The 17,291-nt window shown below is 63.9% G+C and carries 21 protein-coding genes and 1 pseudogene; 21 read left to right on the top strand and 1 reads right to left on the bottom strand.

Annotated elements, in window-relative coordinates; translation table 11 throughout:
- Nucleotides 1–30: 30 nt before the first annotated feature.
- The 15 genes and pseudogenes from LL253_RS07845 to LL253_RS07915 all read left to right on the top strand — a co-directional run bounded on the left by LL253_RS07845 (nt 31) and on the right by LL253_RS07915 (nt 13,606).
- A complete protein-coding gene (locus tag LL253_RS07845; RefSeq protein ID WP_228226814.1) occupies nt 31–225 on the top strand; it encodes a hypothetical protein in 195 nt (64 codons plus the stop codon).
- A gap of 81 nt (nt 226–306) precedes the next feature.
- Entirely contained in the window at nt 307–774 is a 468-nt protein-coding gene (locus LL253_RS07850) for a DUF6878 family protein (protein WP_228226815.1), read from the top strand.
- Between the two features lie 10 nt (nt 775–784).
- Nucleotides 785–1,171, top strand: a complete 387-nt coding sequence (locus LL253_RS07855) for a DUF6915 family protein (RefSeq protein WP_228226847.1) — start codon at nt 785–787, stop codon at nt 1,169–1,171.
- Complete coding sequence (locus LL253_RS07860) at nt 1,168–1,386, top strand: hypothetical protein (protein ID WP_021228108.1); 219 nt, start codon at nt 1,168–1,170, stop codon at nt 1,384–1,386. Before LL253_RS07855 ends, LL253_RS07860 begins: the two co-directional genes overlap by 4 nt.
- A gap of 84 nt (nt 1,387–1,470) precedes the next feature.
- Nucleotides 1,471–2,217: a hypothetical protein gene (locus tag LL253_RS07865; RefSeq protein ID WP_228226816.1), complete on the top strand. Its 747-nt coding sequence runs from the start codon at nt 1,471–1,473 to the stop codon at nt 2,215–2,217.
- Nucleotides 2,218–2,290: 73 nt separating this feature from the next.
- Nucleotides 2,291–2,767, top strand: a complete 477-nt coding sequence (locus LL253_RS07870) for a hypothetical protein (protein WP_228226817.1) — start codon at nt 2,291–2,293, stop codon at nt 2,765–2,767.
- Entirely contained in the window at nt 2,764–3,054 is a 291-nt protein-coding gene (locus LL253_RS07875; protein WP_228226818.1) for a hypothetical protein, read from the top strand. The genes LL253_RS07870 and LL253_RS07875 overlap by 4 nt, the downstream gene beginning before the upstream one ends.
- A complete protein-coding gene (locus LL253_RS07880; RefSeq protein ID WP_021228112.1) occupies nt 3,051–3,854 on the top strand; it encodes a DUF7007 domain-containing protein in 804 nt (267 codons plus the stop codon). The genes LL253_RS07875 and LL253_RS07880 overlap by 4 nt, the downstream gene beginning before the upstream one ends.
- A gap of 211 nt (nt 3,855–4,065) precedes the next feature.
- A pseudogene (locus LL253_RS07885) lies at nt 4,066–8,414 on the top strand (strawberry notch-like NTP hydrolase domain-containing protein).
- Between the two features lie 11 nt (nt 8,415–8,425).
- A complete protein-coding gene (locus tag LL253_RS07890) occupies nt 8,426–9,472 on the top strand; it encodes a DUF7146 domain-containing protein (RefSeq protein WP_228226819.1) in 1,047 nt (348 codons plus the stop codon).
- 312 nt (nt 9,473–9,784) lie between these two features.
- Nucleotides 9,785–10,717, top strand: coding sequence for a DUF2493 domain-containing protein (locus LL253_RS07895; protein WP_228226820.1), 933 nt, complete (start codon nt 9,785–9,787; stop codon nt 10,715–10,717).
- A 69-nt stretch (nt 10,718–10,786) separates the two neighbouring features.
- Nucleotides 10,787–11,383 (top strand): antitoxin Xre/MbcA/ParS-like domain-containing protein, encoded by a 597-nt coding sequence (locus LL253_RS07900; protein ID WP_228226821.1) that lies wholly within the window; start codon nt 10,787–10,789, stop codon nt 11,381–11,383.
- The gene (locus tag LL253_RS07905) at nt 11,380–11,973 is read left to right on the top strand and encodes an RES family NAD+ phosphorylase (RefSeq protein WP_228226822.1); all 594 of its coding nucleotides are present in this window, start codon (nt 11,380–11,382) and stop codon (nt 11,971–11,973) included. Before LL253_RS07900 ends, LL253_RS07905 begins: the two co-directional genes overlap by 4 nt.
- Nucleotides 11,974–12,032: 59 nt before the next feature.
- Nucleotides 12,033–13,100: a hypothetical protein gene (locus LL253_RS07910; RefSeq protein WP_228226823.1), complete on the top strand. Its 1,068-nt coding sequence runs from the start codon at nt 12,033–12,035 to the stop codon at nt 13,098–13,100.
- On the top strand, nt 13,100–13,606 hold the full coding sequence (locus tag LL253_RS07915) for a hypothetical protein (RefSeq protein ID WP_228226824.1): 507 nt from the start codon (nt 13,100–13,102) through the stop codon (nt 13,604–13,606). Before LL253_RS07910 ends, LL253_RS07915 begins: the two co-directional genes overlap by 1 nt.
- Nucleotides 13,607–13,645: 39 nt before the next feature.
- Here LL253_RS07915 and LL253_RS07920 read toward each other — a convergent pair whose 3' ends face one another.
- Nucleotides 13,646–13,978 (bottom strand): hypothetical protein, encoded by a 333-nt coding sequence (locus LL253_RS07920; protein ID WP_228226825.1) that lies wholly within the window; start codon nt 13,976–13,978, stop codon nt 13,646–13,648.
- A 359-nt stretch (nt 13,979–14,337) separates the two neighbouring features.
- Between LL253_RS07920 and LL253_RS07925 the strand changes: the two genes are divergently transcribed.
- The 6 genes from LL253_RS07925 (at nt 14,338) to LL253_RS07950 (ending at nt 17,276) form a co-directional block, all read left to right on the top strand.
- Complete coding sequence (locus tag LL253_RS07925; protein WP_021228127.1) at nt 14,338–14,658, top strand: DUF736 domain-containing protein; 321 nt, start codon at nt 14,338–14,340, stop codon at nt 14,656–14,658.
- Nucleotides 14,659–14,727: 69 nt separating this feature from the next.
- On the top strand, nt 14,728–15,036 hold the full coding sequence (locus LL253_RS07930) for a hypothetical protein (RefSeq protein ID WP_021228128.1): 309 nt from the start codon (nt 14,728–14,730) through the stop codon (nt 15,034–15,036).
- A gap of 404 nt (nt 15,037–15,440) precedes the next feature.
- A complete protein-coding gene (locus LL253_RS07935; RefSeq protein ID WP_021228129.1) occupies nt 15,441–15,605 on the top strand; it encodes a hypothetical protein in 165 nt (54 codons plus the stop codon).
- Nucleotides 15,602–16,048: a hypothetical protein gene (locus LL253_RS07940; RefSeq protein ID WP_228226826.1), complete on the top strand. Its 447-nt coding sequence runs from the start codon at nt 15,602–15,604 to the stop codon at nt 16,046–16,048. The genes LL253_RS07935 and LL253_RS07940 overlap by 4 nt, the downstream gene beginning before the upstream one ends.
- Before the next feature lie 427 nt (nt 16,049–16,475).
- The gene (locus LL253_RS07945; RefSeq protein ID WP_021228132.1) at nt 16,476–16,796 is read left to right on the top strand and encodes a DUF736 domain-containing protein; all 321 of its coding nucleotides are present in this window, start codon (nt 16,476–16,478) and stop codon (nt 16,794–16,796) included.
- A gap of 270 nt (nt 16,797–17,066) precedes the next feature.
- Nucleotides 17,067–17,276, top strand: a complete 210-nt coding sequence (locus tag LL253_RS07950) for a transcriptional regulator domain-containing protein (protein ID WP_228226848.1) — start codon at nt 17,067–17,069, stop codon at nt 17,274–17,276.
- Nucleotides 17,277–17,291 lie beyond the last annotated feature (15 nt).

The raw sequence follows: 17,291 nt of genomic DNA on the forward strand, positions 1-17,291 counted from the left end.
TTTCACTCCCTCCATTTCAGGAAATCGATCATGAACTTCACCGACCTTTCAACCGCTGGCCCCGAGCAACCCGCGCCGGCATTGCTCGCTGCCTTGCAGCGTCTGGGCGAACTTGGCCGCGACGGAGCCGTGGCGCTCGCGCGCCTCGTCGCGGACGATGACGGCGCATTCGATGAGGCGGCCGACTGGATCGCCGACATCGCCTCGGGCGGCCTGCACGAATGATGCGCGGCCGCACTTCACTAATCCTCAATTCCTCGAAAGCCCGGCCGTCGCGCCGGGCTTTCCTGTTTCCGGAGATCCACAATGACGGACACAGACCGTTCGCCTCTCGATATGGCCGAGGTGATGCGCAATTACGAAGCTTGGGAAACAGCTGCCGCGAAGCTGGTCCCCGACAATAAGCAGCGACTGTTTGCCCACCTCGCCTCGACCTCGATTACGCGCGTTGTCGTTACATTCGGCGGCGAGGGCGACAGCGGCCAGATCGAGGACATCCAGCCCTATGAAGGAGAGACCCAGGTCGACCTCCCAAAAGGCAAGGTCGAGATTCTCGATTTCCCGTATGGCGCGAAACAGTCGACACCGCGCAAGCTCAGCACCCACGAAGCGCTGGAGACGCTCGCCTATGACCTTCTCCGCGACAAGCATGAGGGCTGGGAGAATTCGGATGGCGCCTATGGCGAGTTCACCTTCGATGTGACCGCCGGGACGATCACGCTCGACTATAATGAGCGGTTCATGTCGTCCGAATTCCATCAGCATAGCTGGTGAGGAGGCGATGATGGGACATTGCTATCACCATGCCCTTTCATCGGTGCGCAAATGGGGCGGTGCGCCGGAGGATTATCTCCCGCTGCATCAATGGTTCGACGAGCCGTCGAAGCTGATCATCGCGGACTTTCGGCATCGGGCGCTGCGCCATCATGCTGAGGGCATCTTCATGCTCGAACGCTTCTTTGGGACGACGATCACCATATCAACGGGACGGGTCGTGCCAGTCCGGTTCGTCGGCGAGCAGCATGTCCGCGAAGATCTCGGCTTCATTCCGAGCTTTGCCGACTGGGTCCGCTGCATCCGCCTCGAGCCATGGATGGGGCGCGCCCAGCCGATCCACCGCGACGTCGATCCGTTCGCGATCCCGACGCACAGTGAAATGGAGGCCGTATGAAGGTTCAGGCCATTCTCGAATTCGACCTCGAAGACTGGGACGGCTCGCCGGTCGACGACCGCGAACTGTTCGACCTGGCAGTGCAAGATACCGAACTCGCGATCCGTTCACGACTGATGGGTGAGGGCTTTCTCGAGGGCGACGCGCTCCTCGGCACTTGGACGCCGCGCGTTTCGGTGCTCGACGAAGCGGGAGGAGACCCTGCCCCGCCCTGATAGCGCCGACCTCTCCGACTTCCAGATTCACTCTCACGAAGACCCGGCCGCCACGCCGGGTTTTGCGTTTTTTGGAGACATCACATGGCTGACTATTATTCGCAGACCGTCGTTCAGCCGGATATCCCGGTCGATGCCATCACCCCACTCGAACTCGCCTTGTTAACCGGCATATACGAGCATGAGTTGGGCGACGCATCGATCTACTTCTTCGCCAGCGAAGGGCCGTCCGGCATTGTCTGGCTCGATATCACCGAGCTTCGGGCGATGCTCGCGGATGAAATCATCGCTCCGGGGAGCATCGCCGGGATGGCACGCGACAAACTCGATGCCGCCGGCCCCGAGGAGGTCGAAATCGAAATCGACCTGTCCGATCTTGGCGATGCTACGATCTTTCAGGCGATCGTCAGGCGGTGCGACCAGCTCGACCACGTCACCATCACATCCGGCTGGACCTGCTCAAAGATGCGGCCCGATGGGTTCGGCGGCGGGGTGACCGTCGTGACCGCTGACCACATTCTCTCCAGTTCGACCAGCGAAATGGAATACCGACTGCTCGACAGGTGCGAATATGGCGAACTGGGCTGCGCGCCCGGCCATGGCAGCCATGTGCTGCTCCGCCTCGATGAAGCCGATGTCCGCCAGGAGATCATCACCATGGCGGAGGTCGGTTCCCCCGCTGGCGCCGATCCCTCGGCCGTCACCGGCGAGGATATCCGCATGGCGTGTCTCAAAGCCGTCGAAGCGACGGACCTAGCCGTGCAACACGAAGCCATAGCCGCAATCGCTGCCCGCGCCGCCATCGCGATCGCCGGGCAACGCAGCGCCTGATCCTTCTTCCTCTTCAACCCCGCTGATACCCGGCCATCGCGCCGGGCTTTCGCGTTTTCAAGGAGACATGAATATGTCCGCACAGTTGATCTACGATACCGCGCCGCTTGGCAGCCTGATCCGCTATTCCAATGGCGAGCCGCGTCCGCCCCAGCGCTTCACCCGCAAGCTCAAAGCGTGGAACCACGACAATGGCATCGGCCGCCTCGTGGAACGCACCGCCCAGGAGGTTCGCTCGACCCGGCAATCGCCGGCTGGCTTCTGCCTACACCTAGGCAATTATGGTAGCCAGGGCATCATCGCCGTCGTCGTGCGCAGACATTATTCGGTCGAGAGCACGCTTCATTTCGAGATCGTCGAGATGCCAAAGCCCGGCATGGTGCGCGTGCTGACAAGCTCTGTCGCGCGCGACGAACTGCGTTTCCTCGCGCCCGATATAGCTTCGGCCCAGGATTGGCTCGCTCGCAACCGCTACACCGACGCCCGGTTCGAGATCGTCGACGATCCCGATCCGGTCATGCCGCCCGCCTATCTGGGGAGGGCGGCATGACGGTCCGGCGCCATTTCGTGCATGTCTATACGACCATCCGGATCAAGGTCGCGGTCGATGCCGAAAATCATCGCGCGGCGATGCAGGCGGCCGATGCGGTGGTATTCGGTCACGGGTATGCCGTGCGGTTGAGCCCTGTCCATACGGCGGTGATCGGTGCCGATTATGCCGAGGAAGTCACCGAGTACCTCGTGGATGAGGCCGATGATCCGGACTTCAAGCGATGGCGTAACTATGGTCCCGATTTCACACCCTCCCGTATATCCGGCGACGGGAGGGCGGCATGAGCGCGATTCTGGCCGGTTATGGCAGGACCGCCGATGGCCTGCTCGCGGCCCGGGTCGGCGATATGGGCTATATCGCCATACCGGCGGGAGACGGGATCCGTCTCGCATCGGGATGGCGCCTGTCGAGACCGATCGACGAATGGACCAAAGCCGATGTCTTCGGCAGCGAAGGCGTGGTCGCCGACGAGGCCGCCTTCCGCGCCTATGTCGAGGCGGTCGCGGTCCATCTCATCCAGCGCGCCGCGTTGGGTCGCCGGGAAACGCGGATACGAATCTCGACGCCTTGGGGCATGTCGCAGGGCGCGACGATCTATGCCGATGGCGTCGTCCTTCACTCGACGGCTTCGCACGGCGGGTTCAAGCTCGACCGCGTGCGCAACGCCGCTCTGCATCCCGCGCTCCGGATCAAGGGCGGATGGTATGAGGAAGACGGCGACTGGGCGCGGGTCGCCATCGGCTATCCCGCCCTCTTCACTGATCAGGAGAAGGCACAAGCCGATCGCACATTGCGCGACTGGGAGCCTGACGCCTGGGAAGCCGTCCATGGTCGCAGCCTGACTGCTGAGGAATCCTTCACCCGTGATCGGCAGCGTTTCGAGCGAGAGCACGCTGACGACTGGGTGGTGATCGCGGCTACCAGGTCCGATCGCCATCCAGGCTTTGTTGAAACGGTTGCGGCCCTCGGTGGCCGTCGCGACCGTGACGAGCGACGGCAATTTCTCGTCGCGAATGACGAATACATCATCGGTCGACACGGTTTCGTGATCGATCTCGAACGGCATCTCCCGCTTGCCGCCTGACCTCAGCCCGTTCCGCACGTCGGGACGGGCTTTTTCATGCTCGACGACCGGAGTCCTGGCCATGCCTGACGAAAGGCTCGGGGCGTCGATGCTGATCCGGATATCGATCCCGGGTGAGAGGGAAAGGCTTGGCCGGAAGGCGTGAGCCCGGCCGGGCCAGAGAGAGCGTCCGGCGGGCCGGCTGCCCCTGCTCTCCCGGAGACGTTTCATCATGACCCATATCCAGTCCGACGCGGCGCTTCGCGCCGCGCCTGCTCCAGTCGCGTCCAGTTTTGCCGATCGCGCGGGCGCCCTGTTGGCAGCCGCCACGCGGCTTGTCCCCGCGCTCGAAGCAGGCCGCCGGATAGACGCCCATGAACTGCGCGCCGCCATGAGCCACGCCTTTGAGGGCTCGGATGCCGAAGGCGCCTGGGACTGGAAGACCGGCTATGACGCCTGCGAGGCGGCGGTGATCCTGTTCTTGCGCAAATATGGGCGCACGATCCTGGCGCGGTCGCCGGCCAGTTCCCTAGCGCTGATTGAACGCATCGCCGCGCTCTTGCCGACACATACGAGGCGATCGGAAGCGGGTCAGGCGCTTCAGCAATTCTCGACGCCGCCGGGCCTCGCCTTCGTCTCGTCAGTCGCTGCCGCCATCCGTCCCGCTGATCATGTGCTTGAACCCTCCGCCGGCACGGGGATGCTGGCGATCCATGCAGAACTCATCGGGGCGGATCTCGCGCTCAATGAGCTGGCGGAGGTCCGCGCCGAACTGCTCGGCCACCTGTTCCCGGCCGTCCCCTTGTCCTGTCATGATGCAGCCTCGATCGACGACCGGCTTCCGCAGACGATCCGCCCGACTGTCGTGCTGATAAACCCGCCCTTCTCGGCGGTCGCTCATGTCGATCATGCCATGAAGGATGCGGCGCTTCGGCATATCGCCTCGGCGCTCGCCCGGCTTGAGTCCCGCGGCCGCCTGGTCGCGATCACTGGCTCCAACTGCGCACCATCAGCGCCGGAATGGCGCGGGGCGTTCACCCGCCTTCAGGAGCAAGGCCGCATCCTGTTCACCGCGGCGATCGACGGCAGCGTCTATGCCAAGCATGGCACGACCATCGCGACACGCCTGACCGTGATCGACAAGATCCCGGCCGAGATCCCGGTCAGTTCCCGCTCAGCGCGGGTAAGGCGCCCGACACGTCAACCCTGCTCGAATGGGTGCTGAGCCAAGTGCCGCCACGTTGCCCGACCACGCCAGCGCCGGCCGCAGTCTTGCCGGTTACCGCGTCGGCGTCGGCGATGCGCGCGAATGCCCGGACGATCGCACCCGCGCCGACACCGCCAGCGCCCGAACCGGAGGCGGTCGAACTGGCCTATGAGACGATGGATTGGACGCCGCCCGCCGAACGGCTGGGCGACAGCATCTACGAACCCTATGCGCTCCAGTCGATCGTCCTTGCCGGCGCCAATCCGCACCCGACGTTTTTGGTGCAATCCGCCGCGATGGCGTCGGTCGCATCGCCCAAACCGTCCTACCGGCCGCATCTGCCGCCGCAGCTCATCACGCTCGGCATCTTGTCCGACGCCCAGATCGAATCTGTTATCTATGCCGGTGAAGCCCATTCGGGCCATCTGTCCGGCGCATGGAAGGTCGATCCGACCTGGGAAATCGTCTCCGCCGCGGCCGAGGATGCTGAAGACGCTATTCGCTTCCGGCGGGGGTGGTTTCTGGGGGATGGTACGGGTGCTGGAAAGGGTCGACAGGTCGCCGGCATCATGCTCGACAATTGGCTGAAAGGACGTCGACGCGCCGTCTGGATCAGCAAATCCGACAAGCTTCTCGAGGATGCTCAGCGCGATTGGTCGGCGCTCGGACAGGAACGATTGCTGGTGACCCCGCTGTCGCGGTTCCGGCAGGGCACCGATATCCGGCTCGACGAGGGCGTGCTGTTCACGACCTACGCCACGCTGCGATCGCAGGAACGCGACGGCAAGAAATCCCGCGTCGAACAGATCGTCGACTGGCTCGGGCGAGACTTTGACGGCGTGATCGTGTTCGACGAGGCGCACGCCATGGCCAATGCCGCCGGCGGCAAAAGCGAACGCGGTGACGTCGCGCCCTCGCAGCAGGGCCGTGCCGGGCTTCGCCTCCAGCACGCCTTGCCCGATGCGCGGATCGTCTACGTCTCCGCGACCGGGGCCACCACCGTCCAGAACCTCGCTTATGCCCAGCGTCTGGGCCTCTGGGGCGGCGAGGACTTCCCGTTCGAAACCCGAGCAGCGTTCGTCACCGCGATCGAGAATGGCGGGGTCGCGGCGATGGAGGTGCTGGCGCGCGACCTAAAGGCCCTCGGTCTCTATGCCGCGCGGTCGCTGTCGTTCGATGGCGTCGAATATGAGGTGCTCGAACACGCGCTGACGCCGGAGCAGGTCCGCATCTACGACAGCTATGCCGGCGCCTTTCAGGTCATCCATAACAATCTCGACGCCGCGATGGCGGCCGCCGGCATCACCAGCGCGAGCCACGGAACACTCAACCGTCAGGCCAAGGCCGCGGCGCGCTCGGCCTTCGAACAGGCGAAGCAGCACTTCTTCAATCACCTCATCACGGCCATGCAGACGCCAAGCGTCATCGCAAGCATCGGACAGGATCTCGCGGCCGGCGACGCCGCGGTGATCCAGATCGTCTCGACCGGCGAGGCGCTGCAGGCGCGCCGCCTCGCCGACATCCCGACCGACGAATGGGATGACGTGTCCGTGGATATAACGCCCCGTGAGTATGTTCTCGATTATCTTGAGCACAGCTTTCCGGTGCAGCTCCACGAGCCGTTCACCGACAGCGAAGGCAATCTCTCATCGCGTCCGGTCCGCGACGATGACGGCAATCCTGTCGTCAATCGCGAAGCGGTGCGCCGCCGTGAGGCGATGATCGAGCGGCTCGCCGCTCTGCCGCCGGTGCCGGGCGCGCTCGACCAGATCATCCAGCATTTCGGGACGGACAAGGTGGCCGAGGTCACCGGGCGGTCGCGGCGTATCGTGCCCAAGCGCAATGATGATGGCTCGGTGCGCTTCGCGGTCGAGAACCGGCCGGTGTCCGCGAGCCTCGCCGAGACCCAGGCGTTCATGGACGATTTGAAGCCGATTCTGATCTTTTCCGAGGCCGGCGGGACGGGGCGCAGCTATCATGCCGATCTCGCCTGCCGGAACCAGCGGCTGCGCATCCACTATGGCCTCGAATTCGGGTTCAAGGCCGATGCCGCGATTCAGGGCTTCGGCCGCGATCACCGCACCAACCAGAAGCAGCCGCCGCGCTACCGGCCGGTCACGACCAATGTGAAAGGGCAGAAACGCTTCATCTCGACCATCGCGCGCCGCCTCGACTCGCTGGGCGCGATTACCCGCGGTCAGCGCCAAGCCGGCAGCCAGAATATGTTCCGACCCGAGGACAATCTCGAATCCCATTACGCCCACGATGCGTTGATCCAGCTCTATCGCCTGCTCGCACGCGGCAAGGTCGACGGCTGCTCGCTCACCGATTTCGAGGCGGCGACGGGCCTGTCGCTGCTCGATAGCGACGGAGGCCTGCGCGACGAGCTGCCCGGCATCACCACCTTCCTCAATCGGATGCTGGCGCTCACCATCGCGATGCAGGATCTACTGTTCGAGGTCTTCGAAGGCCTGCTCCGCGCCCGAATCGAGGGCGCGATCGCCAGCGGCAATTTCGAACTCGGCCTCGAAACGCTCCAGGCGGCGAGCTTCCGCGTCACCGGCCGCACGCCGATCTATACCCATCCCGGCACCGGCGCGCAGACCGCGTTGCTGACGATCGAGCGCAAGGATCGGCTTGTGCCCCTGTCGCTCGACGACGCCTTGCGCCAAGTCGACGATCGCGGCGCGAAGATGCTGGTCAACACGAAGACCGGCCGCGCGGCGATCCAGCGCCGGGCGCGGAGCGTGACCGACGAGGAGGGCGAAGTGCATCCGCGCATTCGCCTGGCCTGGCCGCTGACCGATGCCGTGGTCCGGGCGAAGGCGATGGCGGTAAGCGAGTGGCAGCCCGCCGATCGCACTGCATTCAGCGCGGCCTGGACCGCCGAGCTTGCCGGCTTGCCTGAATATGAAAGCTCGACCCTCTATATGGTGTCGGGATTGCTGCTGCCGATCTGGCGGCAGCTCCCCGACGAGTCGACCCGCGTCTATCGACTCCAGACCGACGAAGGCGAACGCATTATCGGTCGCCGCGTGTCGCCCGCCTGGGCCGCGAGCATCGCTAACGACAATGGACCGGTGCAATTGTCAGGCGAAGAAGCATTCGCGATGCTGCTTGCGGGCGACAGCGTGTTGCATCTGACCGACGGGCAATCGCTCAAGCGCGTCCGCGCCATGAGCGACTGGCGGATCGAACTCACCGGCTTCAGCGACCTCGGCGTCGAGCGCCTGAAGGCGATGGGGTTGATCTCCGAGATCGTCTCGTGGAAACTTCGCCTCTACGTACCGACAGGGGCTGTCGGTGCCGAGGTGCTGGGACGTCTGCTCGAGCGGTTTCCGCTCCAACGGGTCTCGGCGCGCAAGGCCGCCTGAGGAGCCCCTTCATGCAAAGTCCCGCCAGCCAGATCGCCACCACGCTCGCCGATCACGCCGAAGCCGTCTGCCGACATTATCTGTCTAACGGACGGCGGGAGGGGCGATACTGGCTGGTCGGCGACGTCCGCAACTCGCCGGGTCGCAGCCTCTATGTTCGCCTGGTCGCGTCCCGCGATGGGCGCGGCCAGGCCGGCAAATGGACCGATGCCCAGAGCGGTGACCATGGCGATCTTCTCGATGTCATCGCCGCGTCCTGCGATCACCGCACCCTGCGCGAGACCCTCGATGAAGCACGGCGCTTCCTCAGTTTGCCACAGCCGCCGTCAAGTCCGGAGCGGCCGATCCGGCGCAGCAAGGCGCCCACCGGAACGCCGGAGGCGGCGCGGCGTCTCCTCGCGGCATCGAAGCCGATCGCCGGCACGATCGCCGCGACCCATCTTGCCGCTCGCGGCATCATCAACCTCGCCGGCTGCGAAGCCCTGCGCTTCCATCCCCATTGCTGGTATCGGCCATCGGACGAAGACGGACCCGATGTCCGCCCCGCTTGGCCGGCGATGATCGCGGCTGTGACCGATCTCGATGGCAGTGTCACCGGCGTCCACCGGACCTGGCTGATGCGCGACGGTTCGGCCAAGGCGCCGGTTGCCTATCCCCGCCGCGCCATGGGACACCTTCTCGGCAACGGCATCAGGTTCGGCGGCGTCGGCGCGGTGATGATCGCCGGCGAGGGCATCGAGACCCTCCTGTCGCTGCGGCAGGTCATGCCCACGCCCCCTGCGATCGCCGGAACGTCCGCCGCGCATCTCGCCGCCATCCTGTTTCCGGCCGCACTTCGCCGTCTCTATGTCGCGCGCGACGACGATCCCGCTGGAGCCGGTGCGTTGGCGACCTTGACCGAGCGTGCGCTTGCCAAGGGGATCGAGGTCGTGTCGCTGGAGCCGAGGCTCGATGATTTCAACAGCGATCTTACCGCCTTCGGACGCAACCGTCTGGCCAGCATGATCGGGGCGCAGCTCCGGGCCGTTGACGCCGCGCGCTTCCTGATCTCGACCTGAAGGCGGGGAACCTGGCACCACCCTGAACTGCGCCGGTCGATCGCATGGCGATGTCCGTCCGTAGAGACGCCGCGCGCTCGGCCTTCTTGAGAGGGCGACTGCGGCAAACGGTCCGGGGCAACAATCGCGTGTCCGGCGGCTATTTTCCGCCGGGCCTGACGGCCCTTTGCATCGCGAAGCAAAATAGCCTTGCCCCCGCCATCCTCCGCTGCGCTCCGGCCGCGCCCTTGGGCGCGGTGCGGCCCCGTCCCGCCCGCCGCCAGCCGTCGCCACGAAGGCCGCGAGAGGCGCGGCTCTGAACGGAGACCCACCATGGCGATCGACCTCGACCAGCCCGAACAGGATGAGCCCCAGCCCGGTTCCACCGCTTATGTCCTTCAGGAAATGCAGCTCTACGGCTACCGGCCGCTCGAAGACGAACCCGATCAGCGGCCGCTTCCCGACGGCCGTATCGCCGAAGGCGCCATCGCTGACATCTTCGACGCGCTTGTATCCTGCTTGTCCGACACCCGGATCGAACCCGATCTTGAGGATCTCGCCTGGAACATCGTCAATGTCTTCCAACGTGCGGGCGAACGGATCGAGCGCGATCTCGACGATAATGAGCAAGCGCAGAAGCGGCTCCAGCGCCAGCAGGACGGCAGCGAGGTCAAATCTGTCGAGCTGGAACGCAAGATCGCTGAAGGCATCACCATGATCGAACGCCGCGATACGATGGAATTGCTTCGCGACGCCGGCGCCGACCAGTTCCGCACCCACTTGCGCAAACCCTGGCTGCCGCGATCCGGTCCGATGGTGAACCGCAAGGCGCTAACCTCGGCGGTGCTCGACAGTCGCAAGGCGCTCGACCGGCGCGCCTATCAGGACGCCCGCGTCCTCAATCCCGATGGCATCCGCATCGCGCTCAGCGCTGGTCCCAACTATAATAATCACCGGCTGGTCTGCGATGTCCTCGACAAGGTCCGCGCCCAAATCCCCGATATGATCCTCGTTCATGGCGCGACGAACACGGGCGGCGAGCGCATCGGCGCCTGTTGGGCGCGCGACCATGATGTGCCGCAGGATCCGCGCAAGCCCGATTGGGATCGGCATGGCCGGGCAGCGCCGTTCAAGCGTAACGACGCAATTCTGGAAACCTGCCCCAAGGGCGTGATCGTCTTTCCCGGCACCGGCATCCAGGACAATATCGCCGACAAGGCTCGCAAGATGGGCATCAGCGTCTGGGATTTCCGCAAGCGGGAGTGATCAGCGACCCAAAGCTTGCCTATGGACAAATTGGACAAGTTTTCTATATTGGGCATGAAGGAAACGCCCATGGTTCAGACTCAGATCAAGACACGGCGGGATGCGCGCGAGGCGGTAGTATCGTTCTTCGATACGCTGAGCGCGTCGACGCTGCTCAAATTCGCCAATGCCCTGCAACGCTCCAGACCCGATCCCGAACGGCTGGTTCGGCGTGTGCTGGAGGAAACCGGCGAAGCGCGCAAACTAGCCGGCGGCGGTCTCGGGACATTGCTTTCGAAAGCCGAGGGGCTGGCCCGGCTCGATGCGGTGACCGTCGAGGACGATGGCGATCAGTGGGCCGAGACCGAAGTGCTTGGCGCAGGGGATATGGCCGAACGGCTCGGCGTCGCCCGCACCTCGCTCGATAACTGGCGTCGCGCGCACAAGATTCTGGCATTCCGCAAGGGTGTGCGGAATTATGTCTATCCGGTACGCCAGTTCGAGCGCCTTGCCCCGCTTGAAGGTCTGGACCGAGTCCGCGCGCATTTCAGCGATGATGATACGGCCTGGGAATGGCTGGTGACGCCCAATCGCCATACCGGCGACGCCGCGCCAATCGAGCGGTTGCGCAAAGGCAAGATCGATGAGGTCGCGCGCGCGGCCGAAGGCGCGCTGGATTATCAGTGAAACTCGATCTCCGGCGCATTGCAGCGCGCACCGGGCCCGTCGACCTCGCTGACTGGCCGCGCATCATTCCGGACCGGCATCGCGCGACGCCCTGCGATGCCGGCTTCGGCTCGAGCCGCTTTTCCAGCCCCGGCCAATTGTTTCGCGTCCTCTATGCAGCCCAGGATTTTCCGACAGTGCTTGCAGAGGCGGTGATCCGTGACCGTTTTGTCGGCAAGCAGCGGCGCTACCTCTACCGGCCCTATCTCGAAAGCCTCGCAGCCACCACTATCAGCACGACTGCGCCGCTCATGCTGGTCGACCTGTCGGGAGGCGGAGCTTATGACATGGGGATCGATACCGATGCGAAAGGCAGCCGCGCGCATGTCGCTGGGCAAGCCTTCGCCGAAGCGCTGCACCGGCGAACGGCGGTGGACGGGATCATCTTTGATTCACGCCTGACCGGCGTGCCCTGCGCGGCCATTTTTGATCGCGCCTTTGTCCGGTTGCAGGCGTCCCCGCCGGTCGATCTCCTTCGCGTCGCGGCGCTAGCTGATGAACTCAAGGCACGGGACATCATCGTCAGACGCCGACGGATATCATCCCGTTGACGACGGGTTCCGGAGCATCGCCATTGAGCGATCCGCAAGAAGGCGACCCGATGTTCGTCTTGACCGAACTTGAAGGACCGGACGGCGGACCGCCACGCACGATCGCATTTGCCAATGCTGAAGTGCAGCCGCTCGACTTTGCAGCCTTGCGCGATGCCCGCCTCGATCAACCCATCACCATCCCGCTTAACTGCCGTAATGGCACGCTAGTCGAATCGACGGTTGAAGGGAGGGTGCCGGGCCAAGTCATCAACATCGCGACAACTCTCGACAGCCCTTTCACCTCCTGCGCGATCGGTCTTGTCAAAGGCGGGTGGCTGCCATCGGCCTTTGCCGTCACCCGACAGAATACCACGATGCTGGTCGATCGGAACGTCGTCACCCAGATCGTTGGCAGGTTCGAAAACGGACGACGGCGCCGCGAACAACGGGATTTCCTAGACTTGTTCGCTGACCAGCCCATCCGCATCAATCCTCTACTCTTCGTGATGGAGGGCAATCGCCGGTCCACTCCCACTCCGACCGAAGCTGAGGGGCAGATGCAGGAGGTGGCGGCCAAATTGCGCGTGGCGCTGCCCAAGGCCGAGATCACCGTTGGTCCGGAGCATCTGAAGGGCGCGCTTGGTCTCATCAAGGATTCCCGTGCCTCCCTGGAGAACAAGCAGCGTTTTCTATGTCACCTCGCGCCATTGCTGGTGTCGCCGGTTGCGCGGGCCAATGTCGAAGCCCGATGGAATGACATTATTGCAGCCGCCGACCTTCACGGTGTGCCGCGGCAATCCATCACCGTGCTGACAGCCCTCAGCGCCGTTGCCGTTCCCAATGGCAAGAGCCCGGCCAAACGCCTGTTGAAATTCCGGAACGGCTATACCGAAGCCGATGCCTATAATGCGCTCGCTGACCTCCGGGCCATCGAACTGTTCATCGCGATGCTCAGCTGTTTCCCCGACGAAGCCATTCAGCTTTGCACCGCGGACAAGAATCTGGCCCTGCTCTGGGTAGGGATTCAGGCATCGAACTTTGCCCGCGTCGGGGCAGGCTTTACCTATGACATGACGCCCGTCGACGACCTTTTCCCGGGAAACACGGGATTGGCCTGGAAAACCATCCTGGAGGGGAGGGATTGATGTTCTGTCCTTTGGCTATCGATTGGGGAAATGCGGCCGATTGGGCTTCGGCGATTGCGAGCACTAGCGCCGTCGTTGCGGCCCTGTGGATAGCCTTCGGCCAGGAGCGCAACGCGCACAGGCTCCGGAAATTGGCACGGAATGAAGAGCATGAGCGCAAGGCGCATCTGATTGCCGAAGTGATCCGACTATCTGGAGAGATCGAAGCAGTCGCTATCTCTGGCTCGAATTTGGTCAATCTTGGTGGACAAGATCTGTCGTCACAACGGGACGACATCGAGGGGTTGCGTTCGCAATTGCGCGCGCTTCAGCAATTTCCGCAATCCGATCCCCGCATATTTGGGGAAATTGGGCGCATCATCCATGCCAGCGAAATGCCATTCGATGTTTCGACGGCTAGCACCTCCTATCAGGGGATTATCCTGCGCGATCTTGCCGGCAGAATGGCGGAGCGTCGCGACGCGCTTGCGAAGCTGCTGTCGTCATTGACTTTGCATCCCGAATGACGGTCCCGTCACCGACAAATCTACTTCAGATTTTGCGCGCTAATGCAGCGTGGAATCGGACTCCAGTGTGATCGTGACGGCATTCCTGACGATAAACCAGAGAGCCAGCTCGTCGAGGTCGCGGGCCGCCATCAGGTCATCGATCTTGGCCTGGAGAACGGCAGCGACATCATCGCCATGCTCCGCGATCAGCTCGCGCGCCATGTGAAACGCGTTGGCTTCATCGACAGGTTCCATTCTGCCAGTGTAATCGCCCTCGATCGACCGCGCCACGCAGCAGGTAGCCGGGGTAACGCGATTGCCGAACGGATCGCCGCCGAATGCGGGGAAGTGCGGATGGGCAATCTCACGAGTGTCGTCACAAGCAGGCATTTGGCTCCGGCCTGTGAGGATATCGCGCCGACACTCCCCATTGCCGATCAACGGCTGAGGACATCCCACCGGCATCCGCTTGGCATGCGGACGTGAAAATCGAGGGTGGCACTTCTGGCGAGGATGGCGGGGCCGCCCATGTGCCATAGTTCACGGAGGGCCAGAAGCCATGTGACGCAACGTCTCCGGCTGACCTGTGACCAACCCCTTTTCTGTCGCCTGAATACGATCCTCGGCCGCCTCATGCCGTCAACCCCGTGAAGGGGTTCCCCTCCGCGTGCGCTGCGGTGACGTCGGCATCCGGGCTCTCCTTTGGCCGCCATCGGGGATGGTCCCCGATCATCCGAAGGAGTTTGAACATGGCCACTATCGCTAACCTCACCGTGAAGTCCGACGGCAGCATGGAGGGCACGCTCGCGACCCTCACCGTCACGGCGCCGATCTCGATCATCCGCAACGGTCGCAAGACCAAGGAAAACGAGCCCGACTGGCGGGTCGTCAGCCGCAAGAATGGCTTCGAGCTGGGTGCCGGCTGGGACCGCTTCTCGCAGAACACCGGCGCCGAATACACCTCGCTGTCGCTGTCCGCCCCCGAATTTGGCACCATCTACGCCAATATCGCCAATGCTCCGGGCGACGATCCTTCGAAGAAGGTCGCGATCTGGAACCCGCCGGCCTGACTCGCCGGCATCGGCCCCGCCCTCGGGCGGGGCCACTTTTTTACCCTCTTGGAAATCGAGGAGAGGCTCATGAGCCGTCATCCGGTCACCGTCCGCTCGGCAGATGCGACCGACACCGACGCGACCATCGGTTACGATCCGCCGATGCGCACCTATTTTCTTCAGGCGTTTGAGGATCCAAAGTCAGACGATCCGGGTCTATGGCTCGGCACCCGGCTTGAGGAATATCCCGATCTTGCGGGGCTGGTCGCAGCCGCGGGCGCTAAGGGCTATACGCTTGATGGCCTGACCGACGGGGTCATCGCCGATATGGCGCGGGAAGCCGCTATCCCGTCGCGGCCATCGCTGGCTGAACGCTGCGGCTGGCCGCTACGCTGAATACTCTTTTGTACCGGGGCGGGCACCGCTCGCTCCGGTTTTGCAAGGTTCACATACGACCCTTCCGATCGTCATATCCCTGCGCTTGTTCAATCTCCCGACATGGCCGGCGCCAATCCAGACAGGATATGGAGATCGATCCGCCGAGGCGAGATTCCAGGCGATCGATCGGGCGACGACACGGCAGTCAACCTCTCCCAGGATCGGAAGGCCACACCCGCTCTAGTGAGGCGCTGATCCCTATGGCCGAAACCCGGCCTCCTTCAATCAACCCGTAAAGGGTCCGCTACGCTGCGCGTGCGGCCGCTTGGGCAAGCCGGCGCGGTGATTGCGGCCAGGCCCCGTCCGCCGGAGCACCTGTCGAGCGGGGATGGCCTCCGCTCCTTCCGACAGGAGTTGATGTCATGCCACTCAGGACCGCCCAATCGCTCGCCTGGAATCTCGCGCGCACGCTGATGACCGTCATCGTCCTCATCCGGACCGACAAAGGCTACGCCGTGATGCCTTGGGAAGAATTCGACGGCAATCCTGCCCAGGTGGTGCAGGAATATGATCCGTTCCCATCGTGATCGAAGCGACGAACTCGCTCTTTCGGCGAAACATTTTCGTGTTTCGCGCCGCACGAAGCGGCGTTATCCTGCTCACGCACGATAGCGCTGTGGAGGTGGTGGCGGGCGCGTCCGACGATCATTCGTCTCGGAAGGCCGCGATCCTTGGCGGATTCGTCAGCGGCGTCGCGGTGCTGGTCGCGGGTCAGTTACTGTTCGCCTATGTCCGCTCACCGTTGATTCGGCTCGGCATCGCACTCCTGTTCGTGGTGCCCGCCGGGATTGCGGGCTACCATGCCGTCTATGGCATCGCTGGACTGGCTATTGACCCGGGTATCATCTTGTCGCTGCTGAGCTGGGTCGGCGCAGTCATGATCGCCGGCACCGCCTGGATGCGGCTCGCAGGCGAAGCGGTCGCGGGACCGGCCTCACAAAGCACAGCCGGGACGTCGACCTCTTCCTAGCCCTTATCGGCCGCGTCATTGCACGACTGGGCGCTGAGGCTCCGGTGGGAGGGGGGGATTCACCAGGATGTAGGCGATGGACGTATCCGGCCCTGACGGGTTGATCGGAAAAGAGCCCACCCGGAATCGCCGAAACCTGCCGCAGTGGTCATCGTCAACACTGCCCCTTCGTCATCCGCTGCCAAAACGGCCTCGTGTCGATGCGCTTATTTGCCGTCAGGGACGCTGACGCTCTCCCGGCTTGCCGCAACGGCTTGGCCCAAACTTTCTTCCCCCGGCGTGCCGCCGTTCCTCGCGCACCAAGAAAGCCCCGCCCAAGCCGTCCTCCGCTTTGCTGCGGGCCTTCGGCTGCAGCGCCGGTCGCCTGCCGGCCTGACCAGCGCATCGAGGCCGCAATGGCGCGGCTCGACTGAGAAGGAACGGCATCATGGCAAAGATCGGCAGCTTCAAGAAGGTTTCGGGCGAACTCCGGGGCCAGATCACCACCCTCACGCTTCAGGCCCAGTCGGTTCGCATCGTCGCCGATGAACAAGCCAGCGGCAACGCCCCCAGCCACCGCGTCTATATCGGCGACTCCGTCGAAATCGGCGCTGGCTGGAGCAAGCGGACCAACGATGACCGCCATTATCTCTCGCTGAAACTCGACGATCCGAGCTTCGTCGCTCCCATCTTCGCCCAGCTCTTCGACGGCGAGAATGGTGAACACGATCTCGTCTGGACCCGCCCGGCACGCCGCGACCGCGATTGAAGCCGGTCGGCCCGCCTGGTTCGCCGGGCGGGCCATTCCAGACCGGACGGGTGCGCTACGGAGGCGGAAACCCCAACGACAGCGATCTTCACGGTTCGCGCGGAAGACGAAGAAGGCCGGCAGCCTCCGGACACAATCCGAGTTTATCGCGGGCGACACCGATGAGGACTCCCCCTTTTGGGGGAGGCCTATCCCCCATTTCGGGAATGCCGCCAACCCTGGCGACGCGCCAAATTCGCTTCCCTTCCAACGGGTTCGCGGGTGCAGGTCATGCCAAGAAAACTCGATACCGAGCGCCAGGCTCTCGATTTCGCCGGTTTCGCGCAAGAGTTTCTGCGTCGCAATCCGACATATCGATCGCAATATGAGATGGTCATGCGCGGCCCCGAAGGCGATCGAGCAACTCCCGGGCGCGAGACGATGGCCCGGTTCTGGGGGTTGGACTTTCCCATGTGCCCCGGATCGATCGGCTGCGGTTGAACCGGCCATCTGGCT

Origin of the sequence: Sphingobium soli, assembly GCF_020782245.1 — a bacterium.
GTDB classification, from domain to species: Bacteria; Pseudomonadota; Alphaproteobacteria; order Sphingomonadales; family Sphingomonadaceae; genus Sphingobium; species Sphingobium soli.

Coding starts and splice junctions, on each gene's coding strand:
- LL253_RS07845 (WP_228226814.1), top strand. CDS start 31: ATGAACTTCACCGACCTTTCAACCGCTGGCCCCGAGCAACCCGCGCCG.
- LL253_RS07850 (WP_228226815.1), top strand. CDS start 307: ATGACGGACACAGACCGTTCGCCTCTCGATATGGCCGAGGTGATGCGC.
- LL253_RS07855 (WP_228226847.1), top strand. CDS start 785: ATGGGACATTGCTATCACCATGCCCTTTCATCGGTGCGCAAATGGGGC.
- LL253_RS07860 (WP_021228108.1), top strand. CDS start 1,168: ATGAAGGTTCAGGCCATTCTCGAATTCGACCTCGAAGACTGGGACGGC.
- LL253_RS07865 (WP_228226816.1), top strand. CDS start 1,471: ATGGCTGACTATTATTCGCAGACCGTCGTTCAGCCGGATATCCCGGTC.
- LL253_RS07870 (WP_228226817.1), top strand. CDS start 2,291: ATGTCCGCACAGTTGATCTACGATACCGCGCCGCTTGGCAGCCTGATC.
- LL253_RS07875 (WP_228226818.1), top strand. CDS start 2,764: ATGACGGTCCGGCGCCATTTCGTGCATGTCTATACGACCATCCGGATC.
- LL253_RS07880 (WP_021228112.1), top strand. CDS start 3,051: ATGAGCGCGATTCTGGCCGGTTATGGCAGGACCGCCGATGGCCTGCTC.
- LL253_RS07890 (WP_228226819.1), top strand. CDS start 8,426: ATGCAAAGTCCCGCCAGCCAGATCGCCACCACGCTCGCCGATCACGCC.
- LL253_RS07895 (WP_228226820.1), top strand. CDS start 9,785: ATGGCGATCGACCTCGACCAGCCCGAACAGGATGAGCCCCAGCCCGGT.
- LL253_RS07900 (WP_228226821.1), top strand. CDS start 10,787: ATGGTTCAGACTCAGATCAAGACACGGCGGGATGCGCGCGAGGCGGTA.
- LL253_RS07915 (WP_228226824.1), top strand. CDS start 13,100: ATGTTCTGTCCTTTGGCTATCGATTGGGGAAATGCGGCCGATTGGGCT.
- LL253_RS07920 (WP_228226825.1), bottom strand. CDS start 13,978: ATGCCTGCTTGTGACGACACTCGTGAGATTGCCCATCCGCACTTCCCC.
- LL253_RS07925 (WP_021228127.1), top strand. CDS start 14,338: ATGGCCACTATCGCTAACCTCACCGTGAAGTCCGACGGCAGCATGGAG.
- LL253_RS07930 (WP_021228128.1), top strand. CDS start 14,728: ATGAGCCGTCATCCGGTCACCGTCCGCTCGGCAGATGCGACCGACACC.
- LL253_RS07935 (WP_021228129.1), top strand. CDS start 15,441: ATGCCACTCAGGACCGCCCAATCGCTCGCCTGGAATCTCGCGCGCACG.
- LL253_RS07945 (WP_021228132.1), top strand. CDS start 16,476: ATGGCAAAGATCGGCAGCTTCAAGAAGGTTTCGGGCGAACTCCGGGGC.
- LL253_RS07950 (WP_228226848.1), top strand. CDS start 17,067: ATGCCAAGAAAACTCGATACCGAGCGCCAGGCTCTCGATTTCGCCGGT.